The sequence below is a fragment of the Vibrio sp. QJM3NY_21 genome (assembly GCF_057785975.1).
In genome coordinates, this window is the sequence record NZ_CM173514.1 from 161,994 (window position 1) to 181,721 (window position 19,728).

The following is a 19,728-nucleotide window of genomic DNA, read 5'->3' on the forward strand; positions in this document are numbered from 1 at the left end:
TATTATCCTCACACCAATTATGTGGGGGTGTTATGTACCGTTTTCTATTTTGTAGTTTTACGCTTGTTCTCTTGTATCCAACGGCTATTGATTTGTATTTAGTTGGGTTGCCTCAAATTGCCGCGGACCTAAATGCGTCTGAGGCTCAGCTTCATGCCGCGTTCTCTATTTATCTCGCAGGAATGGCAACCACCATGTTGTTTGCCGGTAAATTTGCCGACAGTGTAGGAAGAAAACCTGTCGCTATTTTCGGTGCAATTGTCTTTGCTACCTCTTCGATGTTCGGTGGTGTTGTGACCAGTGCAGAACCATTTCTTCTCGTGCGTTTCTTTCAAGGTGTGGGGGCTGGCTCTTGTTATGTGGTGGCGTTCGCTATCTTGCGAGATGTATTGGACGACCAAAAACGCGCTAAGGTGCTGTCGATGATGAATGGCATTACCTGCATCGTACCAGTGCTTGCGCCTGTGATTGGCCACTTAATCATGACGGTTTACCCGTGGCCGAGCTTGTTCACGACCATGGCGAGCATGGGTGTGGTGGTGTGTTTGTTGTCGGTGCTCGTGCTAAAAGAGACTAAACCTAAAGTTATAGGGTCGGTGTTAGCGAAAGCTTCTTTATCTGAGACATTTCAACCGACTTCAACTGAAACGTTCAAAGACCCGTTGTTTATCAGCCGAGTGATCATGACCAGCCTAGGAGTGACCGCAATTCTCACTTATGTGAATGTCTCTCCACTGTTGATCATGACAGAGCTTGGCTTCGACCGAGGTCAGTATTCTTACACTATGGCATTAACCGCATTGGTGAGTATGTTGGTGTCATTCTCTGCACCATTTGCTTTGAATGTGTTTAAGCAAAAGAACTTAATGCTGACTTCACAAGTTTGCTTTGTCGTTGCGGCTATCTTGTTGCTCGCATCGATTGATGGTGGGTTAGGGCATTACGTGACGTTGTTGGGCTTTGCTTTTGTGTGCGGCGGCTTCTCACTGGGTTTTGGTGTCGCGATGAGCCAAGCATTGAGCTGTTATTCACAGCGCGCAGGTGTGGCAAGTTCAATACTCGGAGTTTCCCAAGTATGTACTTCAGCACTGTTTATCTGGTTTATGGGCGTTATCGGGCTAAGTGCATTGAATATGTTGGTATTTATATTGGCTGCTGGTGGAGTTATCAGTATTGCTCTAATACTATGGGTAGGTCCTTCCCAAGTTAAAAGTGATTATGAAGAAGCCACTAGCCCGTCTTGATCTGAATTTGTTATTCACTCTGCAATTGCTGTTGCAAGAACAGAGTGTTTCAAAAGCTGCCAAAAAGCTCAACGTCACGCCTTCAACGGTAAGCAAATCACTGACTAAACTTCGAGACTGGTTCGATGATCCTCTATTTGTGAAAACGCCGAGGGGCTTAACGCCAACACCACTTGCGCTGAGCATGGTGAAAGATCTTCAAGACTGGTTGCAGATTGGTAGTCAAATACTCACTACTCGTGGCGACGATGCCCCAAAGGACTTACGTTTAAATTTAGAAGCCGAATCTCCGTTATCGTTGATCATGCTGAACGAATTGACGCAAAGCGTGTATCAACGTTATCCCAATGCGAAGATCAAAATGCGCAATTGGGACTACGATTCGATAGATTCCATCGTACGTGGCGAATCTGATATTGGATTTTCAGGACGAGAAAGCCACCCACGGTCGAAAGAGTCTCTAGATGCACTGCCATACTTCATTGATTTCGAGGTGCTGTTCCACGATTTGCCCGTGGTGTATCTGAGAAAAGACCACCCAGCCTTGCAAGAAGAGTGGAACCTTGAGGCTTTCCTCAAATACCCTCACATCAATATTGTGTGGGAGAAAAGTGAAACATGGGCGTTGGATGAAATTCTCACAGATTTGCAACTCGACCGACATATCGCACTTACGCTAGCGGGTTTTGAGCAGTCTTTGTTTATGGCGGCTCAGTCAAACCACACCATGACTACCGTGGCACCGAATTACTGCCGACGTTACGTTGAACAACTTCACCCTAATCTTACTTGTCTGCCTATTCCTCTAGATGAAGAGAACGCCAAAAAGCTGCTGATCCCGTTCACCATGATTTGGCATAAACGCAATGCTTACAACCCAATCGTTCTATGGCTAAAAGACACGCTTAGAGAGCTTTACCAGTTTGAAGGGAAAAGTGTCTAACCTTGTGATGAGATTAAATGTGATTAGATGACCTGAAGGCTTGTACCGTTAATATTGATCGTTGATTGAAATAAGAATTCAGAGTTAGAAGCGAGCCCATCAGATGTTATCTGATGGGCTTTTTATTTTAAATCATACGGATAGGGTCAGAACTTCTCAAATGAATACGGTTATTTCTTAATTGTTGATTCGATAAATAGTGTAAATCTGAACGATTGTTCAAATTAATACTTGAACGATCGTTCATATTTGGCCTATATTGTTTTCACGCCAACGGAGAACAGTCATATATCACTCCGATTGTGAATCAAATTAGTATAAAGAATCGAAAGGAATAGAACATGAGCAACTTTAAAATTCACTCAGTAGAATCAGCACCAGAGCAAAGCAAACCCATTCTTGAAGGGGCTGTAAAACAGATGGGTCGAGTTCCTGGTCTTTTTGGGGTGATGGCTGAATCACCTAATACTCTCAAAGCTTACACGCAGCTTCATCAAGCATTTAGTGATTCGTCTTTTGATGCTGATGAGTTAACCGTGGTATGGCAAACTATCAACGTTGAGCACGAGTGCCACTACTGTGTGCCTGCACATACGGGTATCGCACATTCAATGAATGTGGACCCAGCGATTACCGAAGCACTTCGTAACCGTACTGCACTGCTAACTGAAAAACTGCAAGCATTGCACGACTTCACGCTGAGCATGGTACGCAACCGCGGCAATGTACCTGAAAGTGAAATGGTCGCATTCTTCGAAGCGGGCTACGGTCAGCAACAGGTGTTAGAAGTGATTCTTGGCTTGTCTCAGAAAGTGACCAGCAACTACGTAAACCGCGTTGCTAAAACGCCAGTAGACAAAGTATTTGAACAGTTCGCTTGGCAAGGTTAATCGCCTTTAAGCAATTAAAGAATCAGATTGATGAAAGCCCCGCTCAGTTGAGTGGGGCTTTGTTGTTTGGGCTATGTGGGTCTAATCTGGTTAAGGTGTATGCTTAGCGATAATCTTCGCTAATGTCACAACCCCTTCTTTCCACTCTTTGCTCTCTTCAATATTGGCGACAGTGAAGCGCAAGCAGTGTTTATATTGGTCATTCGTCCCAAACACAGTACCGGGTAAAATTCCCAATTTATGCTTTAAACAATCTTGGTAGACGGCATAACTATCGACCGACTCAGGCAACGTTATCCAGTTTAAAAAAGAGCCTTCTGGCTTCGATAAATGATAACGCCCTTCAAGATGAGGATAGCTATCCAATGCTTGTATTAACAAGCTTTGAAACTGCTTTTGATTGGTTTGGTAGAGTCGTTTCATTTTGGATAAGTGACTGCGGTATTTGCCTGTGGTGAGGAATTGCCCCACAGCGGATTGCATCAGGTTTGAGCTGCCCATGTTGTCGCATAAAAGGTACTTTTCGACCAAAGGTTGGTAGCGCCCCGACAATAACCAACCGATTCGCAAGCGTGAGTCTAAGGTTTTAGACAGTGAGTTGACGTAGATGACTCTATCTTGGTCATCAAGCTCTTTGAGGCTAGCGATTGGTGTATCGAACGCCAAGCTACCGAACACATCGTCTTCGATAATTGGTAAAGATCCGGTGATCTCCAGTAATGCTTTTCGATTCGCCAATGGCATTCTTGAGCCGGTTGGGTTAGTAAAGTTTGGCGTTAGCAGTAAGGTTTTCACTTTCCATTTGTCCAACGCACTTTGTAGTGATGGGATATCAATACCGTGGCTAACGCTGCTTGGGATTTCAAGGGCTTGCAAGCCAAGTGATTCAAGTAAAAGTAGATTACCGAAATAACAGGGCGACTCGACCGCCACGATGTCACCGGGCTTGGTGAGCGCACGTAGTGCCAAACTGATCGCCTGTTGAGCGCCATGAGTAATCGCAATCTCTTTCGATCCCGCAGGCACACCAAGATCATGGGTGATCTTTAACAATTGCTTTACTAATTGCTCGTCGCCGGGAGGTAATTGGTAATACCCAGGCAATTGAGTTTGTAATCGACTGTGGCGACCAATCTCGGCATACAAGCTACGAATCGCAGGGTTGTTGATGTTCGGGTGCGCAGAACCTGCCAACAGTTTCAGGCGACCTTTCGGGCGAGAGAGTACAGATTTGGTGACAGATAAGAGGTCCACTTTTTGAGGTTGGCTTGGTGTATCCCAGTTGGTGGTGTTCGGTGTCTTTACGCGATAGCCAGATTTAGGTACTGAGTAAACCCAACCCGTTGCTTCCAATTCTTGATAGGCGCGAATCACGGTGTTTTTGCTCACACCAAGCTGTTCGCTTAACTGACGGATCGAGGGAAGACGATCATCTGGGTGAAAGAGCCCTTTATCAATTTGAGCCTTAATATGTTGTTCGGTAGCAAGATATTTATTGCCGCTGAGTTCTGCTTCCACCTTATTCTCCCTCGTTGCTCACTCTTAATCTGTAACCATTTAAAGTGTTATATCTGTGTCTTTATTAGTTATCTGTACCCAACTAAGGTAACAGCATTGATGAAGAGTTGACCAGAGGTTTGTAATGCTGATTAAAATGATTCCGTTTGTGTTTGTAATATTGTGGTCGTCAGGCTTTGTTGGCGCACGTCTTGGTGTTGAATATGCCGAACCCGCAACATTGCTTTCACTGAGGATGGTGGCCAACGTGGCGCTGTTCTTGGTTTTGATTGCCATTCTTAAACGTCGTATCCCTCGTGGTCGCGCATTCTTCCACGCTTGTGTGGTCGGCATCTTGATTCATGGTTTCTACCTTGGTGGCACCTATCTGGCGATTGATATGGGTATGCCCGCCGGGTTGAGTTCTCTACTTGTTGGCTTGCAACCGATTCTTACCGCATTGATTATGATCAGCTGTACTTCGCAGCGTTTTAATTTTGCACAGTGGTTGGGATTAGCGCTTGGTTTTGCGGGTATCAGTTTGGTGTTGATGGGCAATATTGAATGGCAGTCAGACGACCAAAAAGGCTTGGCAACATTATTGTGTTTGGTTTCTTTGGTGGGTATTACCTGCGGAACTTTGTATCAGAAGCGCTTCTGTCAGGGGACAGATATGGTCGGCGGTGCGATGGTGCAATACTTGGCTTCTGCTGCGCTGTTTCTACCGTTCGCAATGCGTTACGAAACTATGCAAGTGAACTGGACTGTAGAATTCACGTTGACTCTTACCTGGCTGGTGGTGGTTCTGTCTTGTGTTGCCATCCTTTTGCTGCTTTACATGGTAGAGCATGGAGCATCTTCAAGTGTGGCATCGGTGTTTTATTTAGTACCACCAACGACGGCAATTCAAGCTTGGCTTATCTTCGGTGAATCGTTCGATATCTACGGTGCGACGGGCTTCGCTTTGTCTGCGGCTGCTGTTTATCTGGTGGTGAAGAAGCCAGAATGGATCAAGGCTCGCAGGCGAACAGCGTTAGAGCGGTAAGCGTATTTCATCAAAACTAACTGGGTTTAAAGCCGAGTGATAGAAACAAAAAAGAGCCTGAATATTCAGGCTCTTTCTGTATCAAATATTGGCTAGCGACTATTGATTAGCGCTGCATTAAACAAGCGTAAGCCGTTGTAAACGGTGCTTCTTGGTATTGCTTAAGGCCAGTTTCTTTGAACTTCATCATAAGAGGGTTGCGCTTAAGGCTCTCCTTGATGTCAGCAGGTGACACAACGGTTACGTCTAGGCCGTCGATCAGTTGAATTGCTGCTTCTAGTTTGAAGCCAAAGCCACCGCCAGCAAATTTGCCTTTTGTTTGGCGTTGACGAATCACAACTTTGTCTACTTGGTAATCTTCCATTAACTTTGCAAAAGAGAATTGAAAGTCTTTCATATTCTGCGTGTCGTTTGCGTCGCTAATCGCAACCTTTGAAACTCGGCAATCAGGGATATTAAATACACCATCTGACAGAGAAAGAAGACAGATGACAGCATCGTTACCTTTGATTTCAACACCACAAATTTTCATGTTCATACCTATTTACTTTTGAGCCGTACATTATGGTGCTATTTCCAATACTTCTCCAGTGTTTGAGCATGTCTAGGGTAAATAAGTGCGATATTTGCTTTCTTCAGATCTTTTTCAAGTTGACGTTTGGTTAAGTATTCGACAGTTGACTCAAGGGTAACGTTTGCTATGCGACTAGGTTCACAAACTTTTAGCTAGCTTTTAAATTGATACTGTATATTATGCGCGCGTCCCTATTTACTGTGTGGTTATAAACCCCCTTATGAGTATCAACAACCTCTCAATTAAGAGTAAAATTGCGATTCCACTAATGGTGATCGTGATTGTTTTCTCGACTGTTACTGTGCTTAATGTCATTAGATCTAATGCTCAGGCTGCGATCAACTATGAGTTGAATAATGTGGTTCAGCCCGTGCTAGACAATTTGGAAGATGGTTATCGTGACATTTACCAAGTTATTGCTTCTGCTCAAGGTCTGCTACTCGCGAAAGACCAAGCGGCGATTGAGTACCAAAAATTTGAATTTAAAGACAACGCTTACAAAGCGGTTCCTCGTTTTGAAAGTGTGGAAACTTTATATACAGCGGGTGTGCTGGATCCTTCTTCTCGCGGTGAGTTGTCAAAGCTTGTGAATGCGATGAGCAAGTGGGTGGCGCTGCATGAGCCAATGTTTGCAGATCCTGCCAACGCATACCAATACAACATCAATTACTCACCAGCATTAGACGCTGAGTTTGCAATCATTCGTGTTCAGCTTCGTGATATCAGAACCCTGATTGAACAGAAGCAGAGAGAGCTTCGCCAGCAAGCTGCTGACTCTATCGAATCAAGTAAGTTGATCATTGAAGTGGGTATGGCGGTCGCTGTTTTCGCTGCGCTTTTTGCGATGTGGTTATCTAACCGTTTTATCGTCCAACCAATCCAGAACGTAGAGAAAGCGATGAATGAGATCGCATCGGGCGACGGTAACTTGTCTCAACGCATGAAGGTTGAAGGCAACGACGAAATTGCTCGCTTAAGCTCCGCATTTAACCAGTTTGTTGGCAAGATTCATGTAACCGTGGAACAAGTTATTCTCACATCGAACGCAGTACGTGGCGAGATGGAAAACATCAAATCGCTCACGCAAAGTGTTGCTGAATTTTCATCGAACCAACAGAGAGAAAGTGAAGTCGTAGCGGCAGCGGTTCATGAAATGCAAGCAACTAGCGAAGTGGTCAGTGGTAATGCACTGGATGCCGCAACTGCAAGTAACGTTGCCAATCATGAAGTGGAATCGGCAGATACGACGTTGGGTTTAACCGTGACTTCTATTGAACGCCTTGCGCAAGATATCGAGAACGCGGGTGGCGTGGTTCAAGAGCTGGATACCGATGTGAAGAACATAGCTTCAATTCTTGGCGTGATTAAAGGCATTGCAGAGCAAACCAACCTGCTTGCATTAAATGCGGCGATTGAAGCCGCTCGTGCCGGTGAGCAAGGCCGTGGTTTTGCCGTAGTCGCAGATGAAGTAAGAGCGCTGGCGAGTAAAACTCAAGACAGCACTGGTGAAATCCAATCAATGATTGAACGCTTAGAAGTGGGTGCTAAACACGCGGTTGGCGTGATGACTGAAAGCAAAGTGAGTGGCGAGAAAACCATTGTTCAGGCAGGAACTGCGGCGTCTTCACTGAGTGAGATTCGTAACTCAATCGGCAAGATGAATGACATGAACACACAAATCGCAACCGCAGCTTCTCAGCAGTCTCAAGTGTCTGAAGAAGTGAACAAGAATGTTCAACGCATCGCAGAAAGCACTATGCAAATGGTTGAAATGGCGAGCAGCGCTGAGAATGCTTGCATGGCATTGGCCGAACAGTGTGAAGCGCTTGATAGCCTTGTATCTCAGTTTGAGGTTTAATCTTCAAAAATAAGCAGATAAACATGAGCTGACAATGGTTGCTCGCTCTGGCTCCCATTGATCATAGCTGTGACCCATCCTGATATGGGTTGACACTTGATTGACTAAAACGCTCGATGTACTTCATCGGGCGTTTTGTATTTTAGAGCTGTGTGAGGCCTATATTCATTATAGATTTTTACTGATTCGGCGACCATTTTCTTTGCTTCATCTAAATCATTAGGCTTATTCAACAGATACTCCGTCTTCAATATTCCGTTGATCCTCTCTGCCAACGCATTCTGATAACAGTCATAGCCATCAGTCATTGAGCAAGATACATTATACTGTCGATGCAACTCTTGGTATTCCACAGAGCAGTATTGAACACCTCGATCTGAGTGATGTACAAGCTCACCTGTATTCTTCCGCTCTTTCAACGCGTTTAAAAAGGCCTGCTTGACCGTGCGAGCTTTCATATCATCACCTATGTGATAGCCCACGATTTTTCTTGAGTAAGCGTCCGTCACTAAACTGAGATAAGTACTACCACACCGCGTTGCTAGATAAGTAATATCGGCAACCCATAATTGCTCTGGTCTTTCCGGTATTAAGCCTTCTTTGATTCGATTTGGATGGCAGTAAAAGCGATGATTACTGTTTGTGGTTCGATGATAAGCCCTTCGATTCTGCACTAATAATCGATTCATTCTCAGCAGAGAGAATAAGCGGTCTCGCCCGATTTCAATATCTTTCTGAGCAAGTAAATACTTCAGCTTACGAGTCCCTATACGAGGGTGCATCATCCTTTGCTCCTTCACAAAACCGAGTACTGATTCATCTTTTTTTGTTTGATGAATTTCTGCATCACAGCGCTTGTAGAAAGCTTGTCGTGTAATACCTATGAAGTGACAAGCTTTAGTGACGGTCAACTTTCTGACCGTTTTTTCCTTAATAACTCGGCCTTGCGCTTCTTTGAGATTCGGACACCGAAATCTCGATCCATGACTTTTACAACCGCTTCAAAGAACTCAGCTTTGAGCTGAGTCTCTTCTAATTGCTGCTCGAGTTCTTTGATTCGTTGCTCTGGGGTTTGAGTTGAGGAAGAGTTTGACATAGTCGCTCCTAACGCTCTCGATTGTTCTATTCCTTTAGACCAATCTAGTTGACCATGTTTGCGAAGCCAAACTAAAACGGTAGAGCGACCTTGGATCCCATAACGTTCTTGAGCTTGTTTATAAGTCATTTCGCCTTTTTCAACTTGGCTTACGACTGCCAATTTAAAGGCAAGAGAACAATCTCGTTGAGTACGTCTACTTGTTGTTTTCATGACACTCTCCAATTTCATGTTGGAAATGTGTCAACCATATTTAGGACGGTACACTGAACGACAAAAAAGCCCGCATTCTATGAGTGCGGGCTTTTTTTTGACTAGGTGATCAGTTTTTAGACCTAATCAATCATTCGGTGTTAGCTGCTACGACCGTCTTTGTATGTGTAACGGTAGTCAACTTTTACGTTCGCTTGGTAATGAATGTCGCCGTTCATATTCGTGATTTTCTTCACTTCCATATTCGCGTCATCAATCTTGAACGAATCGTACTTTGTTGTTTGTTGGAACTGTGGCAGTTCTCTTGAAAGCTCAAAAGAAGTTTTTGTGCCTAACTCATCCATAAGGTTCGTGCCTGCATCGTATGCTTCCGCTTCAGTAACAAATGTATCAGACTTTAGCGTTGTTTCTTGAATCGTTGTTTTAGTTGCTGCAAACGCTGTGGTGCTGAGAACAAGAGTTGATGCAAGTATGATTAATTTTTTCATAGGATTACCTTACTTTGTTGGAATACCTGTGTTCCGGTACAGAACCAACATACCAATGAAGTGGTAAGATGAGTGTCAGGAGAAAAGCCGATTTTGTTAGTATTAAGTAAGGAATATGGAGAAATGTCAGGTGTTGGTTGTATTGATTTTGAACGATTGTAGATGAAGACCATTTATGAACAGCGCATATCAAGCAAGGTGACACTGATATCTATCTTCAATACACTGTCTGGGTAACCATCGTTCAGCATAAGGTAAAAACATGGCCAATTGGGAAGGGGTAAGTGAGTTTGTTGCAGTGGCAGAGCGTGAAAGCTTTACCGGTGCGGCGCAGAAGCTCGCTACGTCGGTGGCTCAAATCAGTCGTAGAGTAGCAAATCTCGAAGAACGACTCGCGGTGAAACTACTCAATCGAACGACTCGTAAGGTTTCCCTAACAGAAGCAGGCCAACTCTATTATCAGCAATGTAAGTTGTTAGTAGAAGGCTTAGAAATTGCAGAGTTAGCAGTAACCCAGATGCAATCTACACCCAAAGGTTTGCTCAAAGTGACCGCACCTGTGACCTATGGTGAGCGTCAACTAGCCCCAATACTCCATCAATTCTTAAAGCTTCACCCACAGGTAGAACTTGAGTTGATGCTGACTAATCAAAAGCTCGATCTCATCGATTCTGGTGTTGATGTGGCGATTCGCCTTGGCCGCTTAGAAGATTCAAGCTTGGTCGCAAAGAAGTTATCGCAGCGACAGCTTTATGTATGTGCAAGCCCCGAATACATTGAACGCTATGGTGAGCCGCATACGCTCTCTGAATTGAGTCATCACCAATGCTTAGTGGGTGGTTTCGAGCATTGGCGCTTCAAGGAAAATGGTCGTCCGCGTTCGGTTCGTGTTAATGGACGAATTAGGTGTAACAGTGGCTTAGCCTTATTGGACGCCGCTAAACAGAGCATTGGCTTGGTTCAACTGCCAGAATATTACGTGAGTGAAGATCTAGAGTCGGGAGAGTTGGTCGAAGTGTTATCCGATTACCGAGACGATAAAGAAGGGATCTGGGCGCTGTATCCTCAGAACCGTAACCTGTCTTCAAAGGTTCGCTTGCTGGTGGACTTCCTGTCTGAGCAATTGGATTAGTTCTATGACCCAAAGCCACAACAATTCAAAGGGTCAAGCCGAGCTGATCCTTAGCGTGTTCGACACCCTTGAGCAGCACTATGGCTATTTTGATTGGTGGCAAAGGGAAGACCCTTACGAGATAGTTTTGGGCGCTATTCTGGTTCAAAACACCAACTGGAAGAACGCAGAGAAAGCGCTCACCAACTTAGGCGATAAGTGCGATCCAAGGTCAGTTGCTGAGATGGGTCTTGATGATCTTGCCCAAAAGATTCGTTCGAGTGGCTACTACAATCAAAAAGCCATTAAGTTGAAGGCCGTGACTGAGTGGTTTTTGAAGTACCAATACGATATCTCTGTGGTGCGAGAGCAGGACAAAAATCAGCTCCGAAAAGAGCTATTGGAAGTCAAAGGAATCGGTGGTGAAACGGCTGACGCAATTCTGGTGTATGCGATAGGTAAACCATCTTTTGTGATTGATGCGTACGCGAGAAGGATCTTCACTCGCAATGGGCTTGATGTGCCTAAATCGTATGAAAAATTTCGAACCCTGATGGAAAGCGTGATCCCTCTAGATACTAAAAAGTACGGCCACTATCATGGTTTGCTAGTCGAACATGGTCAGCAGTTTTGTAACCCTAAGCCCAAGTGTGAACATTGTCCTCTGAATCAAAGTTGTGTTGAGGCTGAATTTGGGTCTTAGAGCCGTGCAATATGCTCCCTTTCATCAATACTCCATTTAATTAAAAACGGGCTTCAGAGTAGAGATTCTGAAGCCCGTTCTTATTTAGTGTGAAAAGTCTTAACGTTAAGTAGCGCTTACTTGTTATTCATAAGCAGCGTTTACTTACTATTATAAGTAGCGTTTATTTACTATTTAATAGACCGTAAATGTCCTAGACCGTGAAGCGATCGACCAAGTGGTACAGCTCATTTGCGCGGCTGTTGAGGTTCTGGCTCCCCGCACGGTTTTGATTCGCTAATGATGCCGATTGTGAGCTTTGATCGGATATCACCACAATACGTTGAGATATCTCTTGGCCAACAATGTTTTGCTGCTCTGTCGCGGTAGCAATCAATGAGTTCATGTCCATGATCGTATCAATCGATTCTTGGATTTTCGCCAGTGCTGCGGCTGCGGCATTCGCTTCTTCCACCGTTTGAGCACTTTTATTTTGGCTCGAATCCATTGCTTTTACGGCAGCATCTGAGGCGGCTTTTAGCTGCTGAATCATTTTATGGATGTCGCCAGTGCTTTCTTGAGTTCGGCTTGCCAGTTTACGAACCTCGTCCGCAACCACTGCAAATCCTCGCCCTTGCTCACCTGCACGAGCGGCTTCAATTGCTGCATTCAGTGCTAACAAGTTGGTTTGTTCGGCAATATCTTGAATGACCGTCAGTGACGACGAAATGTTTTGTACATCACCCTCTAATCTAGATACCACTGTGTTGGCTTCTGACACTTCGCTAGCAAGACCAGCAACAGAGTTGGCAGCAGCGTTCACTATTTGTTGAGCTTCTTTGGCATTACCCTCTGCAAGCTTCGCTGAGTCAGCCGCCTGGCTTGCGTTACTTGAGATCTCTTGTGCTGTTGTTGTCATTTCGGTCATTGCTGTTGCAACTTGTTCAGTCTCTTCACGCTGACCAGTGGCAATTTCATCAACCTGAGCGGCGCGAGAAGACATACTGCTGGTTTCAGCGACAACTTGCTGGCCAACATCACTCACGCTGCGGATGATGGTTTGTAGGCTAGCAACGAAGGCGTTGAAGTTCTCGCTGAGCTTAGTGAACTCAGGGGCTTTGAATTTTTCCATTCGAGCGGTTAAATCGGCCTCGCCACTTGCAAAGGCACTAATTGAACGGTCGAACTGCTCAAGAGGTTGCATGATGGTACGGTTCACTGCAACAGCGAAAACGGCTACCACTAGGGCAATCAATCCGCAGAAAATCGCGATAGCAGTCAAGGAACTTTGTAGCGCTACATTTGAACTCTCTTTCATCTCGGCAATAACAGCGTCGATGTCATCGGTGTAGAAGCCAGTACCAAGCATTAAGTCCCATTGCGGAACAAATACTGAGTAGCTGAGTTTTGGTAAAGCGATTGATTGGCCCGGTTTCGGGAAATAGTAAGTCGTAAATTCACCCAATTTTGAGTTCTTGATCAGGTCTCGGATTAGGTAATTACCTTGTTTGTCTTGAAGGTCATAGTAGTTTTTACCAATACCATCGTTACTTTGCCCAACCACAACTCGGACACCTTTAGAGTCATAGCCAAAAATATAGCCTGATTCGCCATATTCTAGGGTTCTCAATGTTGGTAAAGCCTCTTCTAGCGTTGCCCCTTTATCTAAAAATGGGCTGATCGAAGAGTAGGCCATTTGCAGGTACGCTTTGAGTTCCTTTTCTTTCATCGCCATCATATTGCTACGCGTCGATTCTACTTGCTGTGCGGTTAGCTCGGTGCTCTTCATATACGTAACGCTCATCATGCCAATTGCCATTAGTAGCAAAGGAATGAAAGAGAGAATATAAAGGCGGTTTTTGATGGTTAGGGTCATGTCACGCTTCCTGTGTGATTTTCTCATGCAATTTTCAACACATTATTAATGTGGTTTCAAAATGTAAATGGGCTTGTTGTCTAATTGTTACTCTAGAGTGTTTTTGTTTGATAAATATGATGATGGTTAAGTTTTTCAAGTGAGAAGCCTTGCAATTAGAGGCTTAAGAGCGAAAAAGCGAGTTTGTATCCATGCTTTTGAATTCGACGCTGCTTTGGTAGAATGCGGCCCTTTGTAGCACCTTGCTATGTTTATTCGTTAAGTGAGATATATTCATGAACAAAAGCCATGTGATTATTGGTTTAACTAACCCAAAGAGCCCGACGAATGTTGGCGCTGTTATGCGTGCGGCTGGTTGTTACCAAGTCGACGAAGTTAAATACACAGGGCAACGCTACGAAAAAGCCGCTAAATTCCACACTGATACGAAGAGCGCAGCGCGCACGATCCCGCTTACTGCCGCTGAGTCATTTTTAGATAATCTTGATGCGGAAACTCAGATTGTGTGTGTAGAACTAGCAGAAGGTGCGACACCACTGCCTCGTTTTAAACACCCTGAAAACGCTATCTATATCTTTGGCCCTGAAGATGGCTCAATTTCTCAAGATGTTGCGGATAGAGCTGATCACGTTGTGTATGTGCCAACGGTAGGCTGTATGAATCTAGCTGCGACGGTCAACGTGCTACTTTATGATCGCCTTGCAAAGTCAGATGAAATGGATGAAAGCAACGAGCTTATTAAAAAGAGCCGTGATAATCGCAATCACTTGCAAGTGAAACAGGGCTAGATATCGTTCTAATCGTATGTGCTCTCTTAATATCCAATGCCGATTAAAGAAAACCCCTTATTCGTAGGAATAAGGGGTTTTTACTTGGTTGAACTTGGATCTTAGGTCTTAGGTTTGGCTATTCAGCACATTTGGAAGCCATAATTTTTAATGGTTGTCCCGTCTCATCGAACTGTAAGCTCCATACATACTGCCCTGGATTACGGATGGTAATAGCAGTATCTTGCCCGTAACCACCTTTAGTTAATGAGTTTAGTTGTCCCAGCTTTAGGTTGAGCCCATCCGCTGTAAATTGTGGTGACCAAGCTTTGGACGCGTATTGCATGCGATAGCTACCAGGCTTTTCAGTGGTAACGACTTGGTAAGTGTTTCCACCTTTATACTCAAACTCTCGTTTAGCTACGTGTTTCCAACCTGAATCAGCAAAGTTGCCAACCACATAAAGTGGGCTTGAAATTGGCCCTTCAGCGTTAATCGTTGGATTATTACATTTAGCCATGAAACCTTGTCCAACTTCATTCCCTGTCGCCATTATGGCCGCTATAGGACCTTTTTTATTTGGTTGTGTTATCGACAAGAAACGAGCTTCAAAAGGGTTTAGAACTATAGAGTAATGACCATCAATTGCTGATATAGATTGCTCAGATTCAATATCCGTCAGATCAGCTTTGGAGCCTGCTTTTTCTTTGGTTAGTTTTATGGTCTGCTCTTTGTTGGTAACGTTCACTGCGTAGATAACTGCATCGCCTTCATAGGCTTTGTGATCGACATATGCGATATCGTTGGCGATTAGGTTTGTACGTTTACCCTGTGATAGAGCGGGGTGCGTTTCCCTCAATTTCATTAAGTTTGTAACGTACTGCTTTAAGTCTTGTTCGTTGGTATTGAGTTGAGTTGTGACACCTTCCACTTTACCGCTAGTACGTGCTACATGGTCATCGCACAAGCCATTAATGGCACAGTCATCAGTCCAAACTTTATCTGAAAAACCTTCTAGTTGATCGCCAATTTCGTCCCCATAGTAGGTGGTTATTGGGCCTGTATAAGCTGCTTGGAATGAAAATGCCGCTTTATAGCGCTGCCAATACTCTTTGTCTTGTGGAGAAGCGATATCACCGCGCTGTAATAAGTCACCAAAGCGAACAAGGTCATGGTTACCAATCATCAAATTGGGCTTTGCGTGGTCTGGGTATAACGAATGTAAAGACATGCCTTCTGCAAGCCATTCTCCACCTTTGTTCCCCACGCCAGCTTCGTTTACGGCAAAGGTTTCTGTCAGGCGGTAGCGCATCGGGAAATCAAACGCAGAACATAAGGCCGGTGCTTCATTTGAACCGTAACCTGTTTCTATAATACGGTTCTCACCGGCCCAAATTTCCGCGACCATATAACCCAGAGGGTTCACGGTTTTACCTTCGCTGTTTACGTATTCGACTTGAGAAGAAGCAGTGTCTACCGTCTCTCTGATTTGACTCCAAGCTTCTTTTGGCACTTGATAAGCCTGATCTAAGCGCCAACCATCGATTTTGAGTTCTTTGATCCAATACTCTGCAACTTCTTGATAGAAGGCTAGGCTCTCAGGGTATGAGACTGGATTATCCTCTCCTTGGGGCACCTTACCTGTTGGTGACGGCACTACGTTTTTTTTGTGGTGGCCAAATACGCCATCAAAGAAGACATAAAGCCCTCGAGCATGCGCTTCTTCAACTAAGGCTTTAGCTTCTTCCATCGTTCCGAATCTAGGGTCGATATTGAAATAATCAGTGGCAAAATAACCGGTTGCATCCAATCTATCAGCCCAATGGTCTTGGTTTTCGATAGGCTCTGAATTAAAGATTGGGGTTAGCCAAATCCCGTTCATGCCAAGAGATTCAATGTAATCAAGTGAGTCGATAATACCTTGGATATCTCCGTTATGGTGACTGGTTCCGTAGCCTGTCCCATGACCAATTGAGTCATCGCCACTGACAAAGCTTTCGACCATCACTTGATAGATCCTCAAGTCATTCACGTCGGCATTCGTATTCGTTTGGCATTGGTATGTCGTTGGTTCTTGAACTGATTCAGGTGCAGATTGGCAACCTGCAAGTAGGATGGCGGTAACGGCCAACGCGGTATTGGATAGAGAAAGTTTCACGTTAAGGTCCTTATTATTATGATTTAACTTATTATTCACCATCCTGATATTCTATAAATCCTCCGTTAAATAGTGGCAATAGGAGTAGACGGTAGGCTGAGAGACTGGGGTCACAATATGTAGCTAATTTCTTATGCATATTATGATGAAGTGCTAGTTTTTGAGTCCCAGTTGAGATTTGTACGGCCATAAATTTTATTCAGTACGTATGTGTTTTGTTCAGATTAAGTAACTCTCTGCTTCTAGTGTTATCTATCCCGTAAGCAATCGGATATTATCTTTGGTTCATCACTAGATAATTGAAGGGTTAGATAACACTATGGAAGACATGCAATTACTTGCCGCGCTACAACAAAATCCTGTCCTCGATCTGTATCAGTTATTCCAAGAAGTTGGTCAAAACCGCTCTTTGTATGCATTACTAGAAAAGCTATCTTCCCTTAAAGAACACCATCAACTGAGTACTCGTCTTAGCCCTTTTAAGCCTCACATTGAAGGGTTGTTCGCTCAATTTGATAGCACTACTCCGGATAGCGAGATCCTCAAAGCGGTCGCTCTTCAGTCTGAGATTCAACAACGAGGCCACAGCATGAGCCGTTACATCATGACATCAGACAATCACCGTCATTTTTCTCCAAATGCAGACTTAGTGATGTTTGGTGACTCGATCACTGAATGGGCTCCGTGGGCGGATATTTTCCGCGATGTCTCAATGGTCAATCGTGGCCTTGCGGGCGATACCACAACGGGCATGTTGCGCCGTATTGATACCACGTTGAACGTGAAGCCAAAGCTGGTGTGTTTTATGGCGGGAATTAACGATCTTGCACAAGGTTACAGCGTTGATCATATCTACCAAAACTATGTTGAGATACTGACAACATGGAGAGCTCAAGGTATTACTATTCTTGTTCAATCAACGCTGCACGTAGGCAATAAACTACAAGGGTTGAATCCTCAAGTTTCAGAACTCAATAAAAGACTACAGGCTTATTGCCAACAACATGATATCGAGTTTTTGGATGTAAACCGTGTGCTAGCACCGAATCAATTACTATCCAATGAATACAGTTGTGATGACTTGCATTTGAATGCCAAGGCTTATCAAGTTTGGGCTGAGATTCTCCAACCTAAGATAGAAGCGTTATTAAAATAAACTCGCTCAGGTAACGGATTAGATAGCTGATTAGATAAGTGATTAAATAGTTAAACAGTTAAACAGTTAAACAGTTAAACAGTTAAACAGTTAAATAGTTAAGTGAACCCAAAAGGACATTGATTTGAACCTAAGACAGCTGGAAGTCTTTTACGCCATTATGCAAACCGGCACCGTATCTGGAGCCGCACGTAATCTGCATGTGTCACAACCTAACGTGACGCGTATTCTGGCGCACACAGAGCAACAACTCGGTTTTGGTTTATTTGAAAGAGTTAAAGGGCGTTTAGTACCAACGGTTGAAGCGAAAACTTTGTTACCGGAAGCGGAGAAGGTCTACCAACAACTGGGTCAATTTCGTTCTTTGACCAATAAAGTGAAGCAAGGGCATCAACACTTGCGCATTGGTGCGCCGCCGATACTGGCGACTAAATTGCTGACTCCGGTGATAGCCCAAATGTCTCGCGAACAATATTCCAGTAAACAAGAGCTCTCTTTTGAGTTGCTGACTGCCAATCGCGATGAACTGTGTGCTGGGTTGTTAAAGCATGAGCTTGATATTGCTATCGCGTTTGGCGATGAAGCGCCGCCGGCTGTATTAAGTGAAACGCTCTTAACTGAATCACTCAAGGTTCTGGTTCCATCCAATACGGTTGATCATTTACCCTTGGAATTAACCCTCGATGATCTAATCAATTATCCGTTGCCAATCATCGGGCTCGATAGCCGCGATCCATTAGGCCTCCTGTTACATCAAAGCCTTATTGCGCGAGATGAGCATTATCACCATCCGATATCGGTACGTGGGTATAGCGCGGCGGCGGAATTGGTGAAGCACCAAGCAGGATTTGCGATTGTTGACCCGTGGACGGCAGAGCAGTATCAAAATGACGATGCGGTTTGTGTGTTGCCACTTCAACCAGATATCCAATTCTCGGTCTCGATGCTTTGCGCAGAGCACACCCCTCAGTCGATTTCCGTTAAGCAATTTATCGCTTCATTGAAGAGTCATACTCACCCTATAACTTAAGGTTATAGGCTCGCCATAAATAGGTATTCGGCAGCTTCCAAGTTCTTAATTAGAGTAAACCCATACAAGGATTTATTAATTAGGAATACTCATGTCTATCGCTCAACCTTACCTTCTTTTTCTTGGGGATGTTACTGACTCGCTCGCCGCGAAAACTGCTCGCGGTATTCACCAGTGGCGACCAGAAATCTGCCTAGGCCAACTGCGTTTAACGGGCGATACCGTTTCACTGGGCTTAATGGACATGACCTTGCAAGAGGCGCAAGCGCAGGGGGCGAAAACGCTAGTGATTGGCACCGCAAATCCGGGGGGCGTCATTCCTGATTCTTGGCAGTCAACCTTAATGGCCGCTGCAGAAATGGGATTTGAGATTGCATCTGGCATGCACCAACGATTGAGTGAGTTTTCACCGCTTGCTGACATGCAGCAACAAGGATTGACTAAGCTTCATGATGTACGCCATTTTGAAGGTGTTCTTAATGTTGGTAACGGTAAGCCTCGTCAAGGTAAGCGCTTGCTTACTGTCGGAACAGATTGCTCAGTAGGCAAAATGTTCTCGGCATTAGCGATTGAAAAATCGCTTAAACAAGCGGGAACATCCGCTCAGTTTAAAGCGACAGGGCAGACAGGTATTTTGATTGAAGGCAGCGGAATTTCGATTGACGCTGTGGTTGCGGATTTTATTTCCGGCGCGGTGGAAGCGATTAGCCCCGATTTTATCGACCACGAGTGGGACATCATTGAAGGGCAGGGTTCTTTGTTCAACCCTTCGTTTGCAGGCGTGAGTTTGGGGTTATTACATGGCGCACAAGCCGATGCTTTGGTGTTGTGCCATGAAGTCGGGCGACCACATATTCGTAACCTTCCTTATGCTCAATTGCCAAGCATAGAACAGACGATTGAAGCCAACTTACAAGCGGCACGACTGACGAATCCAGATGTGAAATTGGTTGGCATCTGCTTGAACACGTCGGCAATTAGCATTGAAGACGCTGAGACATTATGCCAAGAATGGACCACACTTTATCAAGTACCAGTGACGGATCCGGTTCGTTTTGGTGTACAACACATTACTGATCATTTGCGACATTCACTTTAAC

General features: G+C 44.6%; 17 protein-coding genes. 11 read left to right on the top strand and 6 right to left on the bottom strand.

The genetic code is table 11. The annotated features are described in order from the left end of the window. Nucleotides 1–32: 32 nt before the first annotated feature. The 3 genes from AC3CID_RS16555 to AC3CID_RS16565 all read left to right on the top strand — a co-directional run bounded on the left by AC3CID_RS16555 (nt 33) and on the right by AC3CID_RS16565 (nt 3,077). Entirely contained in the window at nt 33–1,244 is a 1,212-nt protein-coding gene (locus AC3CID_RS16555) for an MdtL family multidrug efflux MFS transporter (protein ID WP_488527726.1), read from the top strand. Beyond that, nucleotides 1,219–2,187 carry an HTH-type transcriptional regulator YidZ gene (gene yidZ / locus AC3CID_RS16560; protein ID WP_145562944.1) on the top strand — a complete coding sequence of 323 codons (969 nt, stop codon included), beginning with the start codon at nt 1,219–1,221 and terminating at the stop codon, nt 2,185–2,187. The genes AC3CID_RS16555 and yidZ overlap by 26 nt, the downstream gene beginning before the upstream one ends. A gap of 341 nt (nt 2,188–2,528) precedes the next feature. Further along, on the top strand, nt 2,529–3,077 hold the full coding sequence (locus AC3CID_RS16565) for a carboxymuconolactone decarboxylase family protein (RefSeq protein WP_488527727.1): 549 nt from the start codon (nt 2,529–2,531) through the stop codon (nt 3,075–3,077). 90 nt (nt 3,078–3,167) lie between these two features. On the opposite strand, the gene AC3CID_RS16570 is transcribed toward AC3CID_RS16565, so the two are convergent. After that, nucleotides 3,168–4,595: an aminotransferase-like domain-containing protein gene (locus AC3CID_RS16570; protein WP_488527728.1), complete on the bottom strand. Its 1,428-nt coding sequence runs from the start codon at nt 4,593–4,595 to the stop codon at nt 3,168–3,170. A 124-nt stretch (nt 4,596–4,719) separates the two neighbouring features. Here AC3CID_RS16570 and AC3CID_RS16575 point away from each other — a divergent pair, with 124 nt between their 5' ends. Further along, entirely contained in the window at nt 4,720–5,619 is a 900-nt protein-coding gene (locus tag AC3CID_RS16575) for a DMT family transporter (RefSeq protein ID WP_017087082.1), read from the top strand. Nucleotides 5,620–5,725: 106 nt separating this feature from the next. On the opposite strand, the gene AC3CID_RS16580 is transcribed toward AC3CID_RS16575, so the two are convergent. Further along, a complete protein-coding gene (locus AC3CID_RS16580) occupies nt 5,726–6,151 on the bottom strand; it encodes a DUF3010 family protein (RefSeq protein WP_010432976.1) in 426 nt (141 codons plus the stop codon). Between the two features lie 262 nt (nt 6,152–6,413). Here AC3CID_RS16580 and AC3CID_RS16585 point away from each other — a divergent pair, with 262 nt between their 5' ends. Beyond that, nucleotides 6,414–8,051: a methyl-accepting chemotaxis protein gene (locus AC3CID_RS16585; protein WP_114635661.1), complete on the top strand. Its 1,638-nt coding sequence runs from the start codon at nt 6,414–6,416 to the stop codon at nt 8,049–8,051. A 104-nt stretch (nt 8,052–8,155) separates the two neighbouring features. Here AC3CID_RS16585 and AC3CID_RS16590 read toward each other — a convergent pair. Beyond that, a protein-coding gene (locus AC3CID_RS16590; RefSeq protein WP_488527729.1) for an IS3 family transposase occupies nt 8,156–9,360 on the bottom strand; the annotation gives its coding sequence in 2 pieces (ribosomal slippage) (nt 8,156–8,973 and nt 8,973–9,360; 1,206 coding nt in all). A gap of 140 nt (nt 9,361–9,500) precedes the next feature. After that, nucleotides 9,501–9,848, bottom strand: coding sequence for a DUF3316 domain-containing protein (locus AC3CID_RS16595; protein ID WP_114635660.1), 348 nt, complete (start codon nt 9,846–9,848; stop codon nt 9,501–9,503). A 262-nt stretch (nt 9,849–10,110) separates the two neighbouring features. On the opposite strand from AC3CID_RS16595, the gene AC3CID_RS16600 reads away from it, so the two are divergent. Together AC3CID_RS16600 and AC3CID_RS16605 are read left to right on the top strand one after the other, a co-directional pair. After that, nucleotides 10,111–10,980 carry a LysR family transcriptional regulator gene (locus tag AC3CID_RS16600; protein WP_017088293.1) on the top strand — a complete coding sequence of 290 codons (870 nt, stop codon included), beginning with the start codon at nt 10,111–10,113 and terminating at the stop codon, nt 10,978–10,980. 4 nt (nt 10,981–10,984) lie between these two features. Beyond that, nucleotides 10,985–11,662, top strand: a complete 678-nt coding sequence (locus tag AC3CID_RS16605) for an endonuclease (protein WP_488527730.1) — start codon at nt 10,985–10,987, stop codon at nt 11,660–11,662. Nucleotides 11,663–11,855: 193 nt separating this feature from the next. Here the strand turns inward: AC3CID_RS16605 and AC3CID_RS16610 are convergent, their stop codons facing one another. Beyond that, nucleotides 11,856–13,517: a methyl-accepting chemotaxis protein gene (locus AC3CID_RS16610; RefSeq protein WP_237290125.1), complete on the bottom strand. Its 1,662-nt coding sequence runs from the start codon at nt 13,515–13,517 to the stop codon at nt 11,856–11,858. Between the two features lie 275 nt (nt 13,518–13,792). Between AC3CID_RS16610 and AC3CID_RS16615 the strand changes: the two genes are divergently transcribed. Beyond that, complete coding sequence (locus AC3CID_RS16615) at nt 13,793–14,305, top strand: RNA methyltransferase (RefSeq protein WP_004732974.1); 513 nt, start codon at nt 13,793–13,795, stop codon at nt 14,303–14,305. Nucleotides 14,306–14,423: 118 nt separating this feature from the next. Here the strand turns inward: AC3CID_RS16615 and AC3CID_RS16620 are convergent, their stop codons facing one another. Then, nucleotides 14,424–16,484, bottom strand: a complete 2,061-nt coding sequence (locus AC3CID_RS16620) for an alpha-amylase family glycosyl hydrolase (protein WP_488527731.1) — start codon at nt 16,482–16,484, stop codon at nt 14,424–14,426. Between the two features lie 277 nt (nt 16,485–16,761). Here AC3CID_RS16620 and AC3CID_RS16625 point away from each other — a divergent pair, with 277 nt between their 5' ends. The 3 genes from AC3CID_RS16625 to dgcN all read left to right on the top strand — a co-directional run bounded on the left by AC3CID_RS16625 (nt 16,762) and on the right by dgcN (nt 19,727). Then, nucleotides 16,762–17,598 carry an SGNH/GDSL hydrolase family protein gene (locus AC3CID_RS16625; protein ID WP_488527732.1) on the top strand — a complete coding sequence of 279 codons (837 nt, stop codon included), beginning with the start codon at nt 16,762–16,764 and terminating at the stop codon, nt 17,596–17,598. Between the two features lie 124 nt (nt 17,599–17,722). Beyond that, on the top strand, nt 17,723–18,628 hold the full coding sequence (locus AC3CID_RS16630) for a LysR family transcriptional regulator (RefSeq protein WP_428785349.1): 906 nt from the start codon (nt 17,723–17,725) through the stop codon (nt 18,626–18,628). Between the two features lie 91 nt (nt 18,629–18,719). Beyond that, the gene (gene dgcN / locus AC3CID_RS16635) at nt 18,720–19,727 is read left to right on the top strand and encodes an N-acetyltransferase DgcN (RefSeq protein WP_488527733.1); all 1,008 of its coding nucleotides are present in this window, start codon (nt 18,720–18,722) and stop codon (nt 19,725–19,727) included. Nucleotide 19,728: the final 1 nt, after the last annotated feature.

Coding starts and splice junctions, on each gene's coding strand:
- AC3CID_RS16555 (WP_488527726.1), top strand. CDS start 33: ATGTACCGTTTTCTATTTTGTAGTTTTACGCTTGTTCTCTTGTATCCA.
- dgcN (WP_488527733.1), top strand. CDS start 18,720: ATGTCTATCGCTCAACCTTACCTTCTTTTTCTTGGGGATGTTACTGAC.
- AC3CID_RS16585 (WP_114635661.1), top strand. CDS start 6,414: ATGAGTATCAACAACCTCTCAATTAAGAGTAAAATTGCGATTCCACTA.
- AC3CID_RS16565 (WP_488527727.1), top strand. CDS start 2,529: ATGAGCAACTTTAAAATTCACTCAGTAGAATCAGCACCAGAGCAAAGC.
- yidZ (WP_145562944.1), top strand. CDS start 1,219: ATGAAGAAGCCACTAGCCCGTCTTGATCTGAATTTGTTATTCACTCTG.
- AC3CID_RS16600 (WP_017088293.1), top strand. CDS start 10,111: ATGGCCAATTGGGAAGGGGTAAGTGAGTTTGTTGCAGTGGCAGAGCGT.
- AC3CID_RS16610 (WP_237290125.1), bottom strand. CDS start 13,517: ATGACCCTAACCATCAAAAACCGCCTTTATATTCTCTCTTTCATTCCT.
- AC3CID_RS16580 (WP_010432976.1), bottom strand. CDS start 6,151: ATGAAAATTTGTGGTGTTGAAATCAAAGGTAACGATGCTGTCATCTGT.
- AC3CID_RS16625 (WP_488527732.1), top strand. CDS start 16,762: ATGGAAGACATGCAATTACTTGCCGCGCTACAACAAAATCCTGTCCTC.
- AC3CID_RS16620 (WP_488527731.1), bottom strand. CDS start 16,484: ATGGTGAATAATAAGTTAAATCATAATAATAAGGACCTTAACGTGAAA.
- AC3CID_RS16595 (WP_114635660.1), bottom strand. CDS start 9,848: ATGAAAAAATTAATCATACTTGCATCAACTCTTGTTCTCAGCACCACA.
- AC3CID_RS16575 (WP_017087082.1), top strand. CDS start 4,720: ATGCTGATTAAAATGATTCCGTTTGTGTTTGTAATATTGTGGTCGTCA.
- AC3CID_RS16605 (WP_488527730.1), top strand. CDS start 10,985: ATGACCCAAAGCCACAACAATTCAAAGGGTCAAGCCGAGCTGATCCTT.
- AC3CID_RS16615 (WP_004732974.1), top strand. CDS start 13,793: ATGAACAAAAGCCATGTGATTATTGGTTTAACTAACCCAAAGAGCCCG.